Raw genomic sequence first — 16840 nt, 5'->3', positions numbered from 1 at the left:
TCACGACCTCATGAGTCCCCGCCCTCATGACTCCATGGCGACGGGTGCGCATGCCCGTGGTCGGACCGCCCACGCACAGATCGTAGAGTCACAACGGTGAACGAGACCAACACCTTTGGCACACCTGACGCTGCCTTCGCACCCGACCGCGATCTGCCGATGCTGACCACCGCCCAGGCCACCCGCCTGCGGGCACTCGCCGTCCCGTACGCGCAGGAAGGGCGCACCTACTCGCTGTACAACCTGGCGCAGAACTGCCGGCAGACACCGGAGGAGCGTTGGCCCGAGCTGGTCGAGGCGCATTTCGCCGCTCTGGCGGAGGGCAGTCAGGGCGGCGAGAGCGCCGCGGAGCTTCTTCGCGGTGTGCACGCGCGGCTGCTGCCCACGGATTCGCTCACGCCCGAGATAGCCGGTGCCATGCGTTACGCACGCGTGGTGGCCGAGGGACTTGTATTTGCTTACGCCCTCGACATGCCCACGAGTGTACGGATGCTCACCGACTCCGACGTGGAGCGCGCCGGGATCGAGGAGTTGGGGCAGGCGGCGTACGCGAACTTGATGAGTGTTCCGGTCGAGCACGACGAAGTGCACATCGGGGGAAGGGCGTTGCTGCACTCCCTGTACGGCGATTCGCCGTTCGTCGCGAGCAAGGCGCTGTTCCTGTCCGAAGCGGCCCGGCAGGTCACCGGCGAGTCACTTCCGGACGCCGGAGCCCTTTTCGTCGTGCCCAATCGGAACCTTCTGGCGTACCACCCGATCGCCGACGGGTCCGTTGTCGACGCCGTCAACGGCCTTGCCTCGTACGCCCTCGGCGCCCATGAGGACGGGCCGGGCGGGCTGTCCCCGCGGGTCTATTGGTGGCATCGGGGCAGTCTGACGTCGCTCACGGTCATCGACCACGACACCCGTTCCTTCTCCCTGCAGCCGCCGCCGGAACTGCTCGCCCGCATGAAGGGCCTGGTCCGCCTCGATGGTGCCGGGCGCCTTGACACCGCAGCTGTCGCCAAGGCACCCGACGCGGCCGTCCTCACCCTCGACACGGCCGAGGCGATGGCCGGTCTCGCCGCGAACCCGGCCGGACTGGGCGATGCCTTCGCCTCGGCACTCACGCTCGCCCACGCCCGCTGCACGGCCGACCCCCAGGCGGGGAACATCGAGACCTGGGATGCCTGGGCCAGCGCAGTACAGCTCGGCTCGGCGCTCTTCACCGGTGCGCAGGCCCAGGAGTGCCATCTGGGCGAGGACATCGTGAGGCAGCTGCCCGCGACTCCCGCCGCGCCGCCCGCGGACGCCCGCGCCTGGCTCGACGCCTTCTACGTCGCGGTCGCGTGCCGTCAGCAGGCCAGGGCCGACCGGCTGTGCCAGGTACCACTCGACGTGCTGCGGCAGGACGACTCCGTCGACGAGTACGTACTGCACTGGATAGACACGCTGCAGACCTACTGGGCAGAGCGCCCGATGGACGACGTCGTGGCAAAGCTCCTCGCCACTATGGAGACGTCGCAGCCCCAGTCCTTGACCCACACTCCCAAGGACTTCGCGGACCTGGTCGACTACCAGCCCGTCGCCCTCTTCCACCGCCTGCTCACCCGCGACCACGACGCCTTCGCCGAGGCCCTGACCGAAGCCGTCGCGCACCACGGCACCTACTGGGGCGACTCGGCGGCGCCGCGTGCCCGGGTGGCGCTCGGGACCCTGGCGATGGCGAGCCTGGCGTACGACTACGGCTTCCCCGTCGCCCTGCCGCAGCCGTACCTGCCCACGTACCTGCTCAACCGCGAGCGGATCGAGGAGATGCCGGGCTGAGGTCCCGCGCTGAAACCCTCGTGAAAGCGCGCTGCATGCGCCGTGCCGCAGCCTCTGCGGCATGACGACACCGAGGACAACGACACAGACACCGGCTACACGGCCCTCACCGGCCATCGTGGCCACGGGGCTGCGCAAGGCCTATGGGGACAAGACGGTCCTCGACGGCATCGATCTGTCGGTGCCGGCCGGCACCGTCTTCTCCCTGCTCGGGCCGAACGGCGCCGGGAAGACCACCGCGGTCAAGATCCTGTCCACGCTCATCAGCGCCGACGCCGGCACGGCGGCGACGGGGCCACCCCCGTCCGAGGCGAGCCGGGAGCCCGGGGAGGCGGGCGGACAGAAGAGCACGTCGTGGTGGGCGACCCCGAAGCCCCGCGCCCACGCCAGGAAGCGGCCCACGGCGTCGTCCTCCTCGCCCGCCTCCGCACGGCGCGCCGCGCTGAACTCCCGTACGGCTTCCAGCATCCGAAAGCGCGCACCGGCCGGGGTGCCGGTCACGGTGAGCAGTGACGGGCCGGCCAGCTGCTCCAGGAGCCCCAGGGCATCGTCGCCGAGCACCTGCTCCGCCGCCGCACCGGAGAAGCCGCCGGGGAAGACCGACGGCAGGCGCAGCGCCGCCCTGGCTTCCTGTGCGAGCAGGTTCCAGCTCCACTCCACGACCGCGTGCAGCGTGCGGTGGCGCTCCGGCACGTCGCGCGCCCCGCCTCGCAGCAGCGCGAACCGGTCGCCGAGCCTGCGGGCGATCTCCGGCACCGACAGCGCCCGCACCCGTGCCGCCGCCAACTCCACGGCGAGCGGCAGCCCGTCGAGGTGACGGCAGACCTCGGCCACCGCGTCCGGGGGCAGTCCCACGCCGCTCCTCGCGGCCCGCGCCCGCTGCGTGAACAGCTCGGCCGCGGTGTCGAGTCCGAGTTCCGGCAGCGCGTACACCGCCTCCGACGAGAGCTCCAGCGGGGCCCGGCCGGTGGCCAGCACCCGCAGTTCCTTCGACGAGGCGACCAGAGCCTGGACGAGGTCGGCGGCGCCCCGGACGACCTGCTCGCAGTTGTCGAGCACCAGCAGCGCGGGCCCGGAGCCGAGCACGCCCAGGATGCCGGGGACCGGGTCGGCCGCGGCGTGGCCGCTCACGACGCCGTGCCGCCCCTCGCCCGCACCCAGTGCGGAGGCCACCTGCGTGGCGACGTCCGCGTCCGCGGTGACGGCGGCGAGCGGCACGAAATACACCACGCGCTGCTCGGCCCGGCGGCTGACGGCGCGCGAGGCGGGTCTTGCCGAGGCCGCCGGGCCCGACGACGGTCACGGCACAGGAGGTGCGCAACAGGTGCTCCACCGCCGCGATGTCCTCCTGCCGTCCGAGCAGCGGATTCGGCTCGTGCGGCACACCGTGCCGGACCACCGGCGCCTCACCGTGCAGCAACTCCCGCTGTACGGCCCTGAGCCCGGTGCCGGGATCCGTGCCGAGCGTCTCGCGCAGCTCGCGGCGGTAGGCCTCGTAGCGTGTGAGGGCGGCGGGCGGGCCCGCTGTCGCCGCCTCGGCGCGCAACAACTGGGTGAGCACTTCCTCGTCGCGCGGGTGCTGCGCGGCGGCCACGGTCGGCGGACCAATGGCCTCCGCATGCCGTCCCAGGCGGGCGAGCGCGAGCGCTTGCGCGCGTACGAGCGTGTCGCGGACGGGAGCGCGGTCGGCGCGCAACGCGGCGACAGGATCGTCGGTGGCGTCGGGGCCGTCGGTGTGGGCCGCCCCGCCAGGGGCTCCCTGCCACAGCGCGAGCCCGGCCTCGGCCTCGGCCAGGGCCCCCGCGTGGTCCCCTGCCCTGGCACGCTCCGCGCTCGCGGCGGCGTGCAGCAGCAGGGCGGAACTGTCGACCTGGTCCTCGGCCAGGGTGAGCCGGTATCCCGTCGGCGTGCTCGCGATGACGTCGGCACCGAACTGCGCCCGCGCCCTGGACACCAGGACCTGCAACGCCTTTCCCGGCCGCTCCGGCAAGGTGTCCGGCCACAGCCCTGCCACCAGCCGCTCGGTGCCGCAGCCCGAGCGCAGGTCGCCCGCGAGCAGTGCCAGGAGGCCGCGCAGGCGTGGCGCGGTGACCTCCTGCCCGCGATGGGCGACACGCGGCAGCAGGGTCAGTTCGGTGCTCACCCGAGCAGATTGGCCACGGCGCCGAGAGCCCCCCGGCCCCGGTCACGAGCCCAACTCACGCGGGGCGGGCGGGGTCTCACCCGACGTACGCACGGTGGACGCGAGGCCCGCGACGCCCGTCATGTGCCCCACGCCACACGACGTGAGAAGACATCTTCGGCGAGAATGCGCCGATGGACCTCCCCCGCCAGCTCACCCCGATCCCCAACGCCACCGGGCTGCACGTGTGGATGCCGCCCGGCGGCGGCAGTTGGGGCTACGCCAACTGCCTGTGGATCATTTCCGGCGACGAAGCCGCCATCATCGACACCCCCTACGACGGGCCGCTGACCGGCGCGATGATCCGGGCGGCCCGCCCGGTTCTCGGGTCGCGACGCGTGACCACCGTGGTCAACACCCACGCCAACGGCGACCACAGCTGGGGCAACCACCTGTTCCCCGGCGCGAACATCATCACCACCCGCACCGGCTCCGAGCACCTGGCGCACGAGCCGACGCCCCAGGAGATGCACCGCCTGCTGAACGACACCCCCTCCGACGGGGCGTTGGGCTGGTACATCCGCCGTCACTTCGGTGTCTTCGACTTCCTCTCGGCCCGAGTGACCCCACCCACGTCCACCTTCAGCGGGCACCACACCTTCACGGTCGGTGAAACGGAGGTCGAGCTCATCGAGGTCGGTCCCGCGCACCACGCGGGAGACCTCATCGTCAAGGTGGGTGACGTGGTCTGCGCGGGCGATGTCTTCTTCCCCGAGGACCATCCTCCGCACTGGTCGGGCCCGTTGCAGAACATCATCGACGCCAACGAGACCATCCTGGGACTCTCGCCCCGTGTCATCGTTCCCGGCCACGGCGGGCTCAAGGGGCCCGGTGACCTGAGCGAGCACATCGACTACCTGCGCACCATGCAGAGCGAGATCCGGCTGCGTTTCGAGAAGGGCCTGTCGGCCCGTGAGGCCATGGACGACATCTTCCGACGTGGCCTCTACCCTCAGCTCGGCCTCCCGGAGCGCCTCATGATCGTCATAGCGCTGGAGTACAGCCACCTCCGGGGCACCAGCCCCGACAACACCGTCATCGAGCTGGCGCACAGTGCCGCCCAGTGGGCCTTCGACCAGCGCACCGAGCCTCAACTGCCGGTCGCCTGACGGTTCTGACGGCGGCCGGCCGCCCCCTGCACCCAGGCGGCACCCGACCATGCGTGGCACGGCCGGGGGCGACCGTCCCGGCTCCCTGAACACACACACCCGCTCTGGGTTCGGCGCACTAGGTGAGGCCATCAAAGCGTGGTGGCCGGATCAGGCGCACCACACAAGACCGCGAAATCGGCCCCGGTTCCAACGGCCGGAAAGGGCCGGGGCCGTGATTTCACCCAGCGGAACGCAGGTGCTGCCGGGACGTCATTCCCGCGTCGCGACGAGGGGTCCGGGGACGGGGTCGGGCCTGAACACCAGCATCGTGAACCGAGCGCCGGGCGAGCCGAGCGGCATGGCCGTACACATGGTGACGTCGCCCACCCGGGAGGGAGCGTGCCGCTCGCAGCACTGGTCCAAGTACGCTTCCTGGTCCGGGCCCCCGTACGCGTGGTACCGCATCTTCCGCGTGTCACCGTTGGGGTGGACGTAGGCCACATGCCGGGTCCGGTAGATGGGGCCCACCACCGGATCGGCGTCGATCTCCTGGTCCAGATCCTGCAGGTCCGTGTTGTCCGGATGGGTGGCCACCGCGGTGCGCAACTGGGCGGTGAGCGGTATCGCCCACTGCGTCTCCCAATTGACCATGTGGTGCTCTCGCGTGTCCTCCCGCAGCAGCATGTAGCGCATCAGGTTCTGCTCCGGCAGCGCTGGTTCCGACGTGGCTCCCTTGCGGCGTGGGAACATGCGGATGAAGTCGTCGTTGCAGGCGAGGACGTTCCAGGCGACGTCGTTGACGTAGCACGGCTGTCCCTTGATCCCCTCCACCGCCACCTTCCACCCGGGCGGGACGTTCGTGCCGGCCATCGGATCCTGCGGGTGGGGCGGCTCATGGCCGAGGGAGTAGACGTAGAGCGCTATCCGTTCCCTCTCCTGCAGCTGCAGGACCTTGGACACCCGGTCGAGGAACTCCGCTGAGGGCGAGGGCATTTCACCGCGCTCGAGCTGGGCGTAGGTCCGCTCCGAGACGTAGAGGAGCTGTCCGACCTGTGCCTGGGAGAGGCCGGGGGAGCGACGGCCGCGGCCGGTCCGCGGGGGCCAGCCGAGGGTCGAGGGGTCCACCTGTTTCCGCTTCCACTGCAGCAGTTGCCGCAAAGCCGCCTTGTTGTCCATCGTTCACCCCTTCCTGGGCCGGCGTCCGTCCGAGCGCACCTCATATACCGGAAGAGCATCTTCCTGAAATTCGCCGACAGGAAAAAACTGGTCCTGGTGGTGGACGTGGGGCGGTCGCGACAATGGACGCCTGGATCCAGCCGTGTTGTGGCAGACGCGGTGGTCCGCGACCGCAAGGGGGAGTTCGCATTGCAGACGCCTGCCGCCGCTACGCCCTCGGAGTCCGGGGGCGGCTCCGTGGGGCGCACGCTCGCCGTACTGCGGGCTCTGCATCAACTCGGCCCCGGAGCCCATCCGCTGGCCTCCGTCGCCACGCGGGCGGGACTGCCGGCACCCACCGCCCACCGCTACGTCCAGGCACTGGTCGGCGAAGGGGCCGTGCAGCGGCAAGGCCCGCGCGGCCACTACTCCCTCGTAGAGGCACCGCATCTGTTCTCCGGCTCCTTCTCGGACTCGTCCGGTCCACCAACCGGCACGGGGTCGGCTACTCTTCGCGCCGAACTGATCACACTACAGTCACGCACCGGCCATATCGCTCTGGCGTACGTACCACTCCTCATCGGCACCCCGATGCGCATCCACGCCGAGCAGGCTCTGGGCGCCCACGCGCAGCAGTTGCAGGCCACCCCGCATTCGGTTCTGCAGGCCCTGTGGCGAGCTCCGCTCGAGGCTGATCCCGCCGGATGGGCCATCCAGGCCTGCGTCGGGGACGTCACCGCGGCACGGCCGCAGCTCGCGCGCATCCGCCAGGAGGGCTATGCCCTGGGTCCCTCCCTCCTGCTCGGCAGGGATGCCATCGCCGCACCCTTCTGGCGGGGTTCGACGGTGGCCGGCGCGGTCAGCCTGCTGGCGGCCCACAGCCAGGTGCGCAGCCCCGCCGTGCGCAACCGCTTCATCTGGGCCGTGCTGGACGCCGCAGCCATGATCAGCCGTCAACTCACCCGGGCAGGCGTCTCCGCCCCCGCTCTTTGACCTGATCCGACGTGACCTAACCTGATCTGTTCCGACCCATCCATCGGATCAAGCAACTGCACGACAGCACTTCGCGAAAGGCTTTCTGTGACCCGCTCCGTCCTGATCACCGGCGGCAACCGCGGCATCGGCCTGGCCACAGCCCGCGCCCTGCAAGCGGCAGGCGACCGCGTCGCCGTCACCTACCGCACGGGTGAACCCCCCGAGGGACTCTTCGCCATCCGGTGCGACATCACCGACACCGAGCAGGTGCAGGCCGCCTTCAAGGAGGCGGAGAACGAGCACGGCCCGGTGGAGGTTCTGGTGTGCTGCGCGGGCATCACCAAGGACCAACTCCTCATGCGCATGAGCGAGGAGGACTTCACGTCCGTCATCGACACCAACCTCACGGGCACGTTCCGCGTGGTCAAGCAGGCCAGCAAGGCGATGCTGCGCGCCAGGTTCGGGCGCGTCGTGCTGGTTTCCTCGGCGGTGGCCCTGCGCGGGGAGAGCGGCCAGGCCAACTACGCCGCCTCCAAGGCGGGACTCGTGGGATTCGCGCGCTCCATGGCGCGCGAACTCGGCTCCCGCAACGTCACCTTCAACGTCGTCGCCCCCGGCCTCACCGAAACACAGATGATCGAGAGCCTCACCGACGAGCAGCGCGAGAGCCTCGTACGGCAGATACCCCTGGGCCGGCTGGCCCGCCCCGAGGAAATCGCCGCGACCATCGCCTTTCTCGCGTCCCCCGCCGCCAGTTACATCACGGGTGCCGTCATACCCGTGGACGGCGGGGGCGGCATGGGGCACTGACGCCCCCGCGAAGTGCCCCGCCGGACAGTCAGGTCCCGTTGCTCGGGACGTCCTTGACGAATACGAGCCCGTCGAGCCCGGTCAGGTGGGCCGGGTCGACCGGGGCGTAGCCGAACCAGGGGGAGACGCGGGGTGCGGTTGATGTGCCTACGAGGGCGCTCGCCAGCCGCGGGGCGTCGATGAGGCAGCGGTCCTCGGGGAGCGCGTAGAGGAGCCCTTCGACCGTGTCCGGCGGCGGGGTGCCCACTCCCTGGTGCTGGAGCGTGCCGAGGGCCGTGGCCAGGAAGGCGTACTCCTCACCCAGCCGTGCGCTCACGAGGGCGCCGGCGCTCCACCACTCGACCAGCGGCTGGTCCCACATGCGCATCGTGCTCTTGTCCCGCTGGAGATGACTGTTGTGGGCGTGCACGAAGGTGCGGCCCCGGTCGGCGAGGGCGAGGAGGTTGTCGGCCATCATCTGGTCCCGCAGACCCACCAGCCGGGCCATCCGACGCGGTGAGGTGTCGGCCATCCAGTGGTGATAGCGCAGCAAGCCCGTGGCGGTGCGCCCGTACAGGCGCGCTCGGTCCAGGTCGTCCCGCGAGGTCACCGTGATCAGGTGCGGGGTCTGCGCGTCGAGCAGGGCCACGAGGTCGTCGGCGAGCAGCCGCAGTTCCTTCGCCTCCGCCGACTGCCCCACGGACTGTGCCGGGTCCATCATCGCGTCGGGATGGGTCCACTTCTCGTCGGCGCCGAGCAGGCGGTCGAGGGTCTCCGCGGTGCAGGGGAGCAGGCCCGCATCCACCGTCCGGGCCGAGAGGCAGCTGTGCAGCGACATGAGTGCCTGGCGGGGGCTCGCTGCGTGGGTGATCTCCAGGGGGCCGTCGAAACCGGCGAAGCGGACCTGCTCGGACGCGGGTCGGCCGTCGTTGAACGCCCGTGTCCAGCGTACGAGTTCACGGTTGGCCGTCGAGGTGCCCAACCCCAGGTCGGGGTGGCTGAATCCATGTTCCATGACCTCGTCGAGGGTGCCGGTGCCCGAGGTGACGTAGTCGTCCACGACCAGCCCCCTCATGCAGTCGCTCTCGATCGCGATCGTCCGGTAGCCCTCTTCCTCGACGAGCTGCCGGAAGAGCTCGTTGCGCAGGTCGAGCAGAGTGTCCTCGCGGTGGGTGGGCTCGCCCAGGGCGAGGATTCCCGGCCGTGCCGGGAGGAGCTTCATGACAGCGGTCGCTTCGAGGGCATGGGCGGTGTCTTTGATGTGAAGAGCCATGCCTTAAACGCTATCGTTGAACCATCGGTTGAAACTTTTCTGCGACATGGGTGGGCGCATGGGGGAAAACCTTCAAAACGGGGTGCGGCTCAGGCCGATCGACCTGGCACGCGGGCACGGTCTGTCCACGCAGGCGATCAGGAACTACGAGGAGGACGGGATCCTCCCGGCCGCTGACCGCACACCGAGCGATTACCGCACCTACACCACGCTGCACGCGCGGGCCCTGCGCGCGTTTCTCGCCCTGGTGCCCGGCCACGGCCACCGGACCGCGACGGCGATCATGCGGGCCGTGAACCAGGGCGAAGCCGAGGAGGCGTTCCGTCTCATCGACGAGAGCCATGTCCAGCTCCTCGACGACCGGCGGACCCTCCAGGCCGTGGAGAGGGCACTCGGCGACCTGGGGCCCGCACCGGTGTCCGGGGCGGGGCCCGGAGCCGCCGACCGGTTCATCGGGCCGCTGGCCGGGAAGCTCGGGATCCGGCCCGCGACGTTGCGCAAATGGGAGACGGCCGGTCTCGTGCACCCGCGCAGGGACCCGCGGACCGGGTACCGCGTCTACGACGAGGCCGACGTACGCGATGCCCGGCTGGTGCACCAACTCAGGCGGGGCGGCTACCTGTTGGAGCAGATCGCCCCGCTGATCGCCCAGGTACGAGCGGCCGGCGGCCTGGAGCCCCTGGAGGCCACGCTGAGCGACTGGCACGATCGGCTGTCCGCCCGCGGACGCGCGATGCTGTCGGGCGCCGCCGAACTGGAGGCGTACCTCCGCGAGAGCGGACCAGCCGGATCCGGATCACCGTGACTCGACGCTCCACGGTGTCGTTCTGCTGCCCGCCTTTCCCGCATCATTTCTTTCCGCATCAATGCAGGATTTCCGCGCGCAGCCTCTCGTCCGGTGTGGCGATGTCCCAGTAGCGAACAGTGCCCCGCGCAGCACTGAAAGCGCCGGTGCCGCCGGTGATGGCCATGTCGAGGGAACGTGAACTTGTTCCGCTGGTCCAGAGCGACTGCATCGTCAACGAACCACGCTGGAGTTCCATCGTGATCAGACACTGCGTCGTGCGCTTCTCGCCCTCGATGCGAACGACCTGACACGAGCCGCCACCATGCCCGACTCGGCGTCCGTCCTGTAGCGCGATACCTGAGTAGACGTCCATATCACCAAGGCTCGGCCCTGCCGGGCCGAGATCAGTGGCCTCGTGCTGGTCGTTCTGAATCTTGATCTCGAGGACCTCGACCTGACGCTTCCCGCCCTGTGCCGGGGAATCGGCGGTCGCGCCTCCCGCGGCACAGAAGCCGACTACAGCGGTGGCCAGCGATATCGCGAACAATCTCTTGCTGGTGACCATGGTGGATTCTCCCCACTTGGAATTCCTGTTTCCCGTGCGAACAACTCGACGCTATGGCTTGCGAGTCATGACGTCTAAGATCAATTTCGCTATGGGGTCATGGCCGCGGAGGCATGAGGAGCGGAGCGTGTCAGGTCTGCGAGGCTCCGACGACCACCCACCTGCGGCCCTGCTCGAGATGATCACAGAGCAGGGGCGTCAGGCCACCTGAGCGCCGAGCGGCAGACATACGCTCTGGCCTGCCGCCCCTATACGGGTGGACGCCCGTGGGAGAATTTTCTGCACCTCTTCGGGAACCTTTGCCCAAGTCGGCTCCTCTGTCGGGCATCGATTCCCGACGCAGGAGGTCTCATGTCCGACCGAACGGCACAGCGGGCAGCCATACTTCTCGCCTCGGTACTCACCGTGGACGCGCTGTTCCACCTCTACTGGGCCACCGGTTCCACCTGGCCCGCCGAGGACGCGGAGAGTCTGTCGTACGCGGTCCTGGGCACCGAAGCGCCGTTCACCCCGCCCGTCGTCCTGCCGCTCGCCGTCCTCCTGCTGGCAGCGAGCGGCCTCGTCGTCGCTCAGTCCCGGCGCCCCCGCCGACTGTTCCGCCTCGGAACCCTCGCAGTGGCGGGCGGACTGGGCCTGCGCACGCTGGCGGGCCTGTACTGGCTCTTCGCGCAGGACACCGGGTCAGCCTTCTACTGGCTCAACCTCGGGCTCTACACCCCGCTGTGCGCCCTGCTGGGCGTGGCCGCACTCAGAGTCGTCCGTGGCGCGGCGACACCCACCCTCCGCAAGAGCAAGGCCCGTTGGGAAGATGCCGTACGTGTCCGATGAGGAAACGGCGCGCCGGGTGCGCGCGGCGCAGCGCGGCGACACGCTGGCCATGGCCGAGCTGCTGGACGAACTCGCCCCCTACGTGGGCCGTATCTGCGGCCCCATCGCCCTGGACCAGGGCCCGGACGCCGCGCAGGAGGCACTTGTGGCGGTGTTCCGTTCGCTGCGCACCCTCAAGGAGCCGACGGCGCTGCACGGCTGGGTCCGTGCCATCGCGGTGCGCGAGGCCGTCCGGCTGGCCCGGCGCGCCGCCCGCGCGATGCCCGCCGACCTGAGCACCCTGCCCTCACGCGGAGACCCCCAACTGGGTGCCGACATCAGGGACGTACTGGAACGACTGTCCCCGGAGCACCGGGCCGTACTCGTGCTGCGTGACGTGGAGGGTCTGGACGAGCGGGCCGCGGCCGAGCTGCTCGACATCCGCGTCGGCACCGTCAAGTCCCGGCTGCACCGGGCCCGCGACACCTTCCGGAAGGCATGGACCTCATGACTGAAACCACCGGCGGTTGGCCCGCCGCCGACCTGGACCCGGTGCGGCGACTGCACGTGCTCGCCGCCGCCATCCCCGGCGCACAGGTCACCGAGGGCTTCGTCGCGGCCCCCTGCGACCGCGTCCGGGCCCTGCTGGGCGATCTGGAGGGCGCTTTCGGGCGGATCACCCCCGACATGCGGGGGCTCAGGGTCGTACGAAGGGACGGCGTGAGTGTGGAGGCGCTGGTCCGCAGCAAGTACGGGATGCGGGCCCGACTGCACGGGGAGCAGAGGGACGGCTGGTGCTGGCTGCAGAGCCGCTTCCTGCTCATCGGCGCCGCGGCGGCACCGGACGGCGAGGGCACCCGGGTGGCGTTCACCGGCGGGGTGCGGGTGCCGGGACGTGCCGCTCTGGTGCCGCTGGGCGTGCGGCGGGAGGGGGAGCGGAGCCTGCAGCGGCTGACGAGTCTGCTGTGAAGGGGGTGGGCGCGGTCCCGGGCATATGGCGATTTCTGTGGAGCAGCGCTCGATCCGGGTAGAAAGGAGGGACGCGGCGATGAGAGGAGACGTAGTGGCGTCGGACGACAAGGACGCGGAGCGCCTGCTGGACGGCCTTTCGGTCGATGAGGCCCGACCCGAGCGCCCGGTGCTGCTCGACGCGCAGGGTGAGCCGCTGCGGACCTGGCAGGAGAACTATCCCTATTCGGAGAAGCTGAAGCGCAAGGAGTACGAGCGCCAGAAGCGGATCCTGCAGATCGAGCTGCTGAAGCTGCAGAAATCGGTGCGCGATCAGGGCCAGCGTGTCGTGGTCGTCTGCGAGGGGCGGGACGCGGCAGGCAAGGGCGGCACCATCAAGCGCTTCACCGAGCGCCTCAACCCCCGAGGGGCCCGCGTCGTGGCGCTGGACAAGCCCACGGAACGGGAATCGGGCCAGTGGTACCTGCAGCGCTACGTCGCGGAGTTGCCGTCCGCCGGGGAGATCGTCTTCTTCGACCGGTCGTGGTACAACCGAGCCGGCGTCGAGCCCGTCATGGGCTTCTGCACCCCGCGCCAGCACGAGGAATTCCTGCGGCAGGTGCCGATGTTCGAGAAGATGATCACCGATGACGGCATCGTGCTGGTCAAGTTCTGGTTCTCCGTCTCCAGGGCGGAGCAACGTACGCGTTTCGCGATCCGCCAGGTGGATCCCGTACGGCAGTGGAAGCTCTCGCCCACGGATCTGGCCTCGCTGGACCTCTGGGACGCCTACACGCGCGCCAAAGTGGAGATGTTCCGCGCCACGGACACCGCCCACGCACCGTGGTCGGTGATCAAGTTCAACGACAAGCGCCGTGGTCGCCTCGAAGCCATCCGGCACCTGCTGCTGCGTGTCGACTACGAGTCGATGGACAAGGACGCGGTGGGGGAGTCGGACCCGCTCATCATCGGTCCGGCCGACACGCTCCTTGAAGCGGGCGAGGATCCGACGGACCTGTCACCCAGCAGACTCGCGGAGACCGGCCAGGGACCTGGCCTGCACCCGTAAAGGCCGGCCGGATGTTCCGACCCGCGGCGTGACCTTGGCCTGTAGTGCTCGTGCACGTATTCGTATTCGGAAAAACCAGGTGAGACGCCGTGCTGTCCTGGTGTCGCGTACGCAAGGGGCCCGCGGGCGCCGGCGTGCTTAGCATGGCCTCATGACCGTAGATCTGTTCGCGGGCATTCCTGTCCGCGACTACACCACGGCGGTGGCCTGGTACGAGCGACTGCTCGGCGGGCCGCCCTCCTTCCTGCCCAATGAGACCGAGGCGGTCTGGGAGCTCGCCGAACACCGGTACGTGTTCATCGAGGTGCGGCCCGAGCACGCCGGGCACGCCCTGCACACCCTCTTCGTCGAGGACTTCGACACCCGCCTCGCCCGGATCGTCGAGCGGGGTCTGAAACCGGACACACGCGAGACCTACGCCAACGGCGTCCGCAAGGCCACCTTCCGCGATCCGGACGGGAACGAGATCGGAATCGGCGGCGGTCCGACGGACTGACCGGGACTGACCGGGCGGACGGGACCGGCGACTCGTTCAGCTCGGTGAACTCGCCACCGACGCGCTCGCCTTGGCGCAGAGGTAAGGGCGCGCGAGGAACAGGGCGGTGCCGGTCAGGATGATGCCGAAGTAGACCGGCGCGAGGTGGATGAGATCGGTGTAGTGGATCGTGCCGTGCACCACGACAGCCGGCAGGAAGCCGGCCGCGCCCGCCGCGGCCAGGGTCCAGAACACCCACGCCTCACCCCGTCGCCAGCCCCACGCGCTGAGGAGCACGATCGCCACCGCGGCGGACATCAGGGCGCCGCCGAACCCCGCGCGGTCGTGGGCGAGGAACGGGACGAGCCGCGGATTCACGGCTTCCAGGGTGTGCGCGTCGGTGCCGAGGAAGGTCAGGTCGGTCGGTACGAAGACATCGGTCAGACCGACCACTGAGATCACCGCCCCGCCGACGAAGAGGCCCGCACCCGTGAGAATCATCAGGAGCTGGCCGACCAGTGCCCGCCTGCGCTCGGGCTCCGGCCCCTCGGGCGCAAGGCGCCACCGCGGCGCGTGCGAGGTACGGCGGACGCCTGCCACGAACATCGGGAACAGCACGAGCGCGGTGGCCGTGTGCAGGGGTTCCACGAAGCCGGTGGCCAGGAAGTAGAACAGGGTGGGGAAGCCGATCGCTCCCGAGAGCAGATACACCTCGCGGGCCCATGGCCAGCCGCGGCGGATCCCGCCCACGGCGAGTCCGGTGTAGAGCGCGCCGATGGACACCATCGTGCCGGCCATGGTGATCCGGTCGTGCTGGAGGAAGTGCACCAGGTGGTGGTTTGCGGCGTGCAGTTCGTGCAGTGTCATGCCGAGGTAGTCGCGGTCGTACCAGAGCAGCACCGGCCCGAGCGTGATCGCCGCGGCGCCGAGTCCGGCGCCCGTCATGCCGAGCCCGACGAGCAGCGCCCACCACCAGGCGGGCCAGCGCCGGGGATCGCGGCCGACGTCGCGCAGCACCGGAGCGGGGCCGGTGGGCGTGGCCGCCTCGACGACCCGCGCGAACCAGCCGGGTCCGGCCGCCACGAGCACCCCTGGCCTGGCGAGCACGACGGTGCCCGGCTCGTCGAGCACGGCCGCGGCGGCGGTGACCGACGGATCGGACACGTGGACGACGCGCGGGTCGTCGTCGCCCGTGAATCCGTCCACGTGAGGCTTGAGGGCGGCCTCGACCTCCGGGTCGCAGGTACGCGCGAGCACCGGTATCGCGCGGCCGTCGGCGGCCTCGCGCACGGTCTGTATGTCAGCCGCCGAGACGGGCGCGACCTCGACGACACCGGCCCCCAGCGGTGACATGGCGCGGACCGTGTCGCGGGCCAGCGAGGGCGGGACGGTGATGCCGAGGCGGACGGCCACGGGCACACCGGACACCTCGCCGGCCAGCCGGTCCGGCGGATGCCGGTGGCCGAACCCCCGGGCGATCAGCCGCGCTCCTGCGGGGCGGGAGCCGATCGAGGCGAGCATCCGCAGGGCGGTCCGTTGCGAACGGCGCAGTCCGAGGACGGCAGCGGCGGCGCCACGCAGGGGTTGGTAGGTCCAGTCCGGCATCAGGGGGTCTCGTTCTTCGTCGTGGGCGACTGCTCACCGGGCGCGGTCCAGCCGAGGACCCGCGTCATGGACCGCAGCGTCGCCCGCGCGGGCATCAGCCGCGCTGCCGCGTCGCGCAGCAGCACGGCGGGCGGCCATGCGAGCTGGCCCATGTCGCCGAGCCGGGCGGAGCGGCGCGTGATGGCCTGGGTCCGTGGGCGGCGCAGCAGGTCGTACGAGCGGAGTGCGGCGGCCATGTCGTCAGGGTCGGAGTCCAGGCAGTGGGCCAGAGTGACCGCGTCTTCGAGCGCCTGGCACGCACCCTGGCCGAGGTTCGGGGTCATGGCATGGGCCGCGTCCCCGAGCAGCGCGACCCGGCCGCGTACGAAGGAGGGCAGCGGTGGCAGGTCGTAGAGGTCGTGCCGGAGCACCGCGTGCGGGGGGACCGCGGCCAGAAGACGGGGGATGGGGTCCGGCCAGGACCCGAACCGGCGCAGCAGTTCGTCGTGTTCGGACGAGTCGCTGGTCGTTCCCGCCGGTAGCGAAGCGGTCGCGAAGCAGTACATCCGCCCGCCCGGCAGCGCCGTGCAGCCGAACCTCTCCCCGCGACCCCAGGTCGCCGCGCCCTCGGCGGGCGGGTCGGCGAGCGGCTCGGTGACCATGCGCCAGGCGGTATATCCGGCGTACCGGGGGCCGGCCGCACGGGGCCACAGCGCACCGCGGACCGCGCTGCGCAGCCCGTCGGCGCCGATGACGAGGTCGGGCCGGGACTCGCCGCCGGGGTGCTCTACGACCGGGCCGTGGTCGTCGTCGCGGACCTGGGAGACCTCGCTGTCCGGCCGCAGGCTGTCGGCGGGCAGCGCCTCGGTGAGGGCACGCAGCAGGTCGGCGCGGTGGAGGACCAGCAGGGGGTGGCCGAAGCGGCGGGTCAGCTCCGCATTGTCCGTGCGGGTCAGCCAGCGGCCCTTGCGGTCGCGTACGCCGCCGCCGTCCTCGACGGCGCCGAGTGCCCGGACGGTGTCGGCCAGGCCGAGCGCGTCGAGGGCTCGCAGCGCGTTGGGCCACAGGGAGATGCCGGCGCCGATCTCGGTGAACTCCGGGGCCCGCTCCAGGACTTCGACGCGCCAGCCCCGGCGGTGCAGGGCGATGGCTGCCGCGAGGCCGCCGATCCCGCCGCCGACGATGGTCGCGGCGCGCTGCGGCATGGTTCCTCGCTCAGGGTTCGGGGGCGCCACCCCCGGTCAAGTGGCCTGCGATCCGGTGCCCGAGCGGCATGCGAGGTGCGCAAGTCCGGCTGAGCAGCGCCTTATAGCAACATGTCGACAGGAGCCTGT

The 16840-nt window shown here is 70.6% G+C and carries 15 protein-coding genes and 2 pseudogenes; 11 read left to right on the top strand and 6 right to left on the bottom strand.

Going from position 1 to position 16840, the window contains the following annotated elements; genetic code table 11:
- Positions 1-96 precede the first annotated feature (96 nt).
- Both OG302_RS03405 and OG302_RS03400 read left to right on the top strand, forming a co-directional pair.
- On the top strand, positions 97-1806 hold the full coding sequence (locus tag OG302_RS03405) for an immunity 49 family protein (RefSeq protein ID WP_371525296.1): 1710 nt from the start codon (positions 97-99) through the stop codon (positions 1804-1806).
- Between the two features lie 61 nt (positions 1807-1867).
- Positions 1868-2089: pseudogene (locus OG302_RS03400) on the top strand (ATP-binding cassette domain-containing protein); the annotation flags it as partial.
- A 59-nt stretch (positions 2090-2148) separates the two neighbouring features.
- Here OG302_RS03400 and OG302_RS03395 read toward each other — a convergent pair.
- Positions 2149-3949, bottom strand: a pseudogene (locus OG302_RS03395) (BTAD domain-containing putative transcriptional regulator); the annotation flags it as partial.
- 173 nt (positions 3950-4122) lie between these two features.
- On the opposite strand from OG302_RS03395, the gene OG302_RS03390 reads away from it, so the two are divergent.
- Positions 4123-5097 (top strand): MBL fold metallo-hydrolase, encoded by a 975-nt coding sequence (locus OG302_RS03390; RefSeq protein ID WP_371525295.1) that lies wholly within the window; start codon positions 4123-4125, stop codon positions 5095-5097.
- Positions 5098-5349: 252 nt separating this feature from the next.
- Here the strand turns inward: OG302_RS03390 and OG302_RS03385 are convergent, their stop codons facing one another.
- Positions 5350-6255 (bottom strand): helix-turn-helix domain-containing protein, encoded by a 906-nt coding sequence (locus OG302_RS03385; RefSeq protein ID WP_371525294.1) that lies wholly within the window; start codon positions 6253-6255, stop codon positions 5350-5352.
- 147 nt (positions 6256-6402) lie between these two features.
- Between OG302_RS03385 and OG302_RS03380 the strand changes: the two genes are divergently transcribed.
- Together OG302_RS03380 and OG302_RS03375 are read left to right on the top strand one after the other, a co-directional pair.
- Positions 6403-7227: a helix-turn-helix domain-containing protein gene (locus OG302_RS03380; RefSeq protein ID WP_371525293.1), complete on the top strand. Its 825-nt coding sequence runs from the start codon at positions 6403-6405 to the stop codon at positions 7225-7227.
- An 87-nt stretch (positions 7228-7314) separates the two neighbouring features.
- A complete protein-coding gene (locus tag OG302_RS03375; protein WP_371525292.1) occupies positions 7315-8019 on the top strand; it encodes a beta-ketoacyl-ACP reductase in 705 nt (234 codons plus the stop codon).
- A gap of 28 nt (positions 8020-8047) precedes the next feature.
- On the opposite strand, the gene OG302_RS03370 is transcribed toward OG302_RS03375, so the two are convergent.
- A complete protein-coding gene (locus tag OG302_RS03370; protein WP_371525291.1) occupies positions 8048-9271 on the bottom strand; it encodes an erythromycin esterase family protein in 1224 nt (407 codons plus the stop codon).
- A gap of 58 nt (positions 9272-9329) precedes the next feature.
- Here OG302_RS03370 and OG302_RS03365 point away from each other — a divergent pair, with 58 nt between their 5' ends.
- Positions 9330-10076 carry a TioE family transcriptional regulator gene (locus tag OG302_RS03365; RefSeq protein WP_371525290.1) on the top strand — a complete coding sequence of 249 codons (747 nt, stop codon included), beginning with the start codon at positions 9330-9332 and terminating at the stop codon, positions 10074-10076.
- Positions 10077-10134: 58 nt separating this feature from the next.
- Here OG302_RS03365 and OG302_RS03360 read toward each other — a convergent pair whose 3' ends face one another.
- On the bottom strand, positions 10135-10623 hold the full coding sequence (locus tag OG302_RS03360; protein ID WP_371525289.1) for a hypothetical protein: 489 nt from the start codon (positions 10621-10623) through the stop codon (positions 10135-10137).
- 351 nt (positions 10624-10974) lie between these two features.
- Between OG302_RS03360 and OG302_RS03355 the strand changes: the two genes are divergently transcribed.
- From OG302_RS03355 to OG302_RS03335, 5 genes are all read left to right on the top strand, one after another.
- Positions 10975-11451 (top strand): DUF3995 domain-containing protein, encoded by a 477-nt coding sequence (locus tag OG302_RS03355; protein WP_371525288.1) that lies wholly within the window; start codon positions 10975-10977, stop codon positions 11449-11451.
- The gene (locus OG302_RS03350) at positions 11441-11941 is read left to right on the top strand and encodes an RNA polymerase sigma factor (protein ID WP_371525287.1); all 501 of its coding nucleotides are present in this window, start codon (positions 11441-11443) and stop codon (positions 11939-11941) included. The genes OG302_RS03355 and OG302_RS03350 overlap by 11 nt, the downstream gene beginning before the upstream one ends.
- Complete coding sequence (locus OG302_RS03345) at positions 11938-12399, top strand: hypothetical protein (protein WP_371525286.1); 462 nt, start codon at positions 11938-11940, stop codon at positions 12397-12399. The genes OG302_RS03350 and OG302_RS03345 overlap by 4 nt, the downstream gene beginning before the upstream one ends.
- A gap of 79 nt (positions 12400-12478) precedes the next feature.
- Positions 12479-13447, top strand: coding sequence for a polyphosphate kinase 2 (gene ppk2, locus OG302_RS03340; RefSeq protein ID WP_371525284.1), 969 nt, complete (start codon positions 12479-12481; stop codon positions 13445-13447).
- 151 nt (positions 13448-13598) lie between these two features.
- A complete protein-coding gene (locus OG302_RS03335) occupies positions 13599-13943 on the top strand; it encodes a VOC family protein (RefSeq protein WP_371525283.1) in 345 nt (114 codons plus the stop codon).
- A gap of 36 nt (positions 13944-13979) precedes the next feature.
- On the opposite strand, the gene OG302_RS03330 is transcribed toward OG302_RS03335, so the two are convergent.
- Both OG302_RS03330 and OG302_RS03325 read right to left on the bottom strand, forming a co-directional pair.
- Positions 13980-15527 carry a hypothetical protein gene (locus OG302_RS03330; RefSeq protein WP_371525282.1) on the bottom strand — a complete coding sequence of 516 codons (1548 nt, stop codon included), beginning with the start codon at positions 15525-15527 and terminating at the stop codon, positions 13980-13982.
- On the bottom strand, positions 15527-16711 hold the full coding sequence (locus tag OG302_RS03325) for an FAD-dependent monooxygenase (protein ID WP_371525281.1): 1185 nt from the start codon (positions 16709-16711) through the stop codon (positions 15527-15529). Before OG302_RS03325 ends, OG302_RS03330 begins: the two co-directional genes overlap by 1 nt.
- Between the last annotated feature and the right edge of the window lie 129 nt (positions 16712-16840).

It is taken from the genome of Streptomyces sp. NBC_01283 (genome assembly GCF_041435335.1).
In the GTDB taxonomy this organism is placed as follows: Bacteria; Actinomycetota; Actinomycetes; order Streptomycetales; family Streptomycetaceae; genus Streptomyces.
This window is presented reverse-complemented; position numbering and strand designations above follow the sequence as displayed.

Excerpts from the sequence above, each read along its gene's own strand:
- OG302_RS03390 (WP_371525295.1), top strand. The coding sequence starts at position 4,123 with ATGGACCTCCCCCGCCAGCTCACCCCGATCCCCAACGCCACCGGGCTG.
- OG302_RS03385 (WP_371525294.1), bottom strand. The coding sequence starts at position 6,255 with ATGGACAACAAGGCGGCTTTGCGGCAACTGCTGCAGTGGAAGCGGAAA.
- OG302_RS03370 (WP_371525291.1), bottom strand. The coding sequence starts at position 9,271 with ATGGCTCTTCACATCAAAGACACCGCCCATGCCCTCGAAGCGACCGCT.
- OG302_RS03365 (WP_371525290.1), top strand. The coding sequence starts at position 9,330 with ATGGGGGAAAACCTTCAAAACGGGGTGCGGCTCAGGCCGATCGACCTG.
- OG302_RS03360 (WP_371525289.1), bottom strand. The coding sequence starts at position 10,623 with ATGGTCACCAGCAAGAGATTGTTCGCGATATCGCTGGCCACCGCTGTA.
- OG302_RS03355 (WP_371525288.1), top strand. The coding sequence starts at position 10,975 with ATGTCCGACCGAACGGCACAGCGGGCAGCCATACTTCTCGCCTCGGTA.
- OG302_RS03345 (WP_371525286.1), top strand. The coding sequence starts at position 11,938 with ATGACTGAAACCACCGGCGGTTGGCCCGCCGCCGACCTGGACCCGGTG.
- ppk2 (WP_371525284.1), top strand. The coding sequence starts at position 12,479 with ATGAGAGGAGACGTAGTGGCGTCGGACGACAAGGACGCGGAGCGCCTG.
- OG302_RS03335 (WP_371525283.1), top strand. The coding sequence starts at position 13,599 with ATGACCGTAGATCTGTTCGCGGGCATTCCTGTCCGCGACTACACCACG.
- OG302_RS03330 (WP_371525282.1), bottom strand. The coding sequence starts at position 15,527 with ATGCCGGACTGGACCTACCAACCCCTGCGTGGCGCCGCCGCTGCCGTC.
- OG302_RS03325 (WP_371525281.1), bottom strand. The coding sequence starts at position 16,711 with ATGCCGCAGCGCGCCGCGACCATCGTCGGCGGCGGGATCGGCGGCCTC.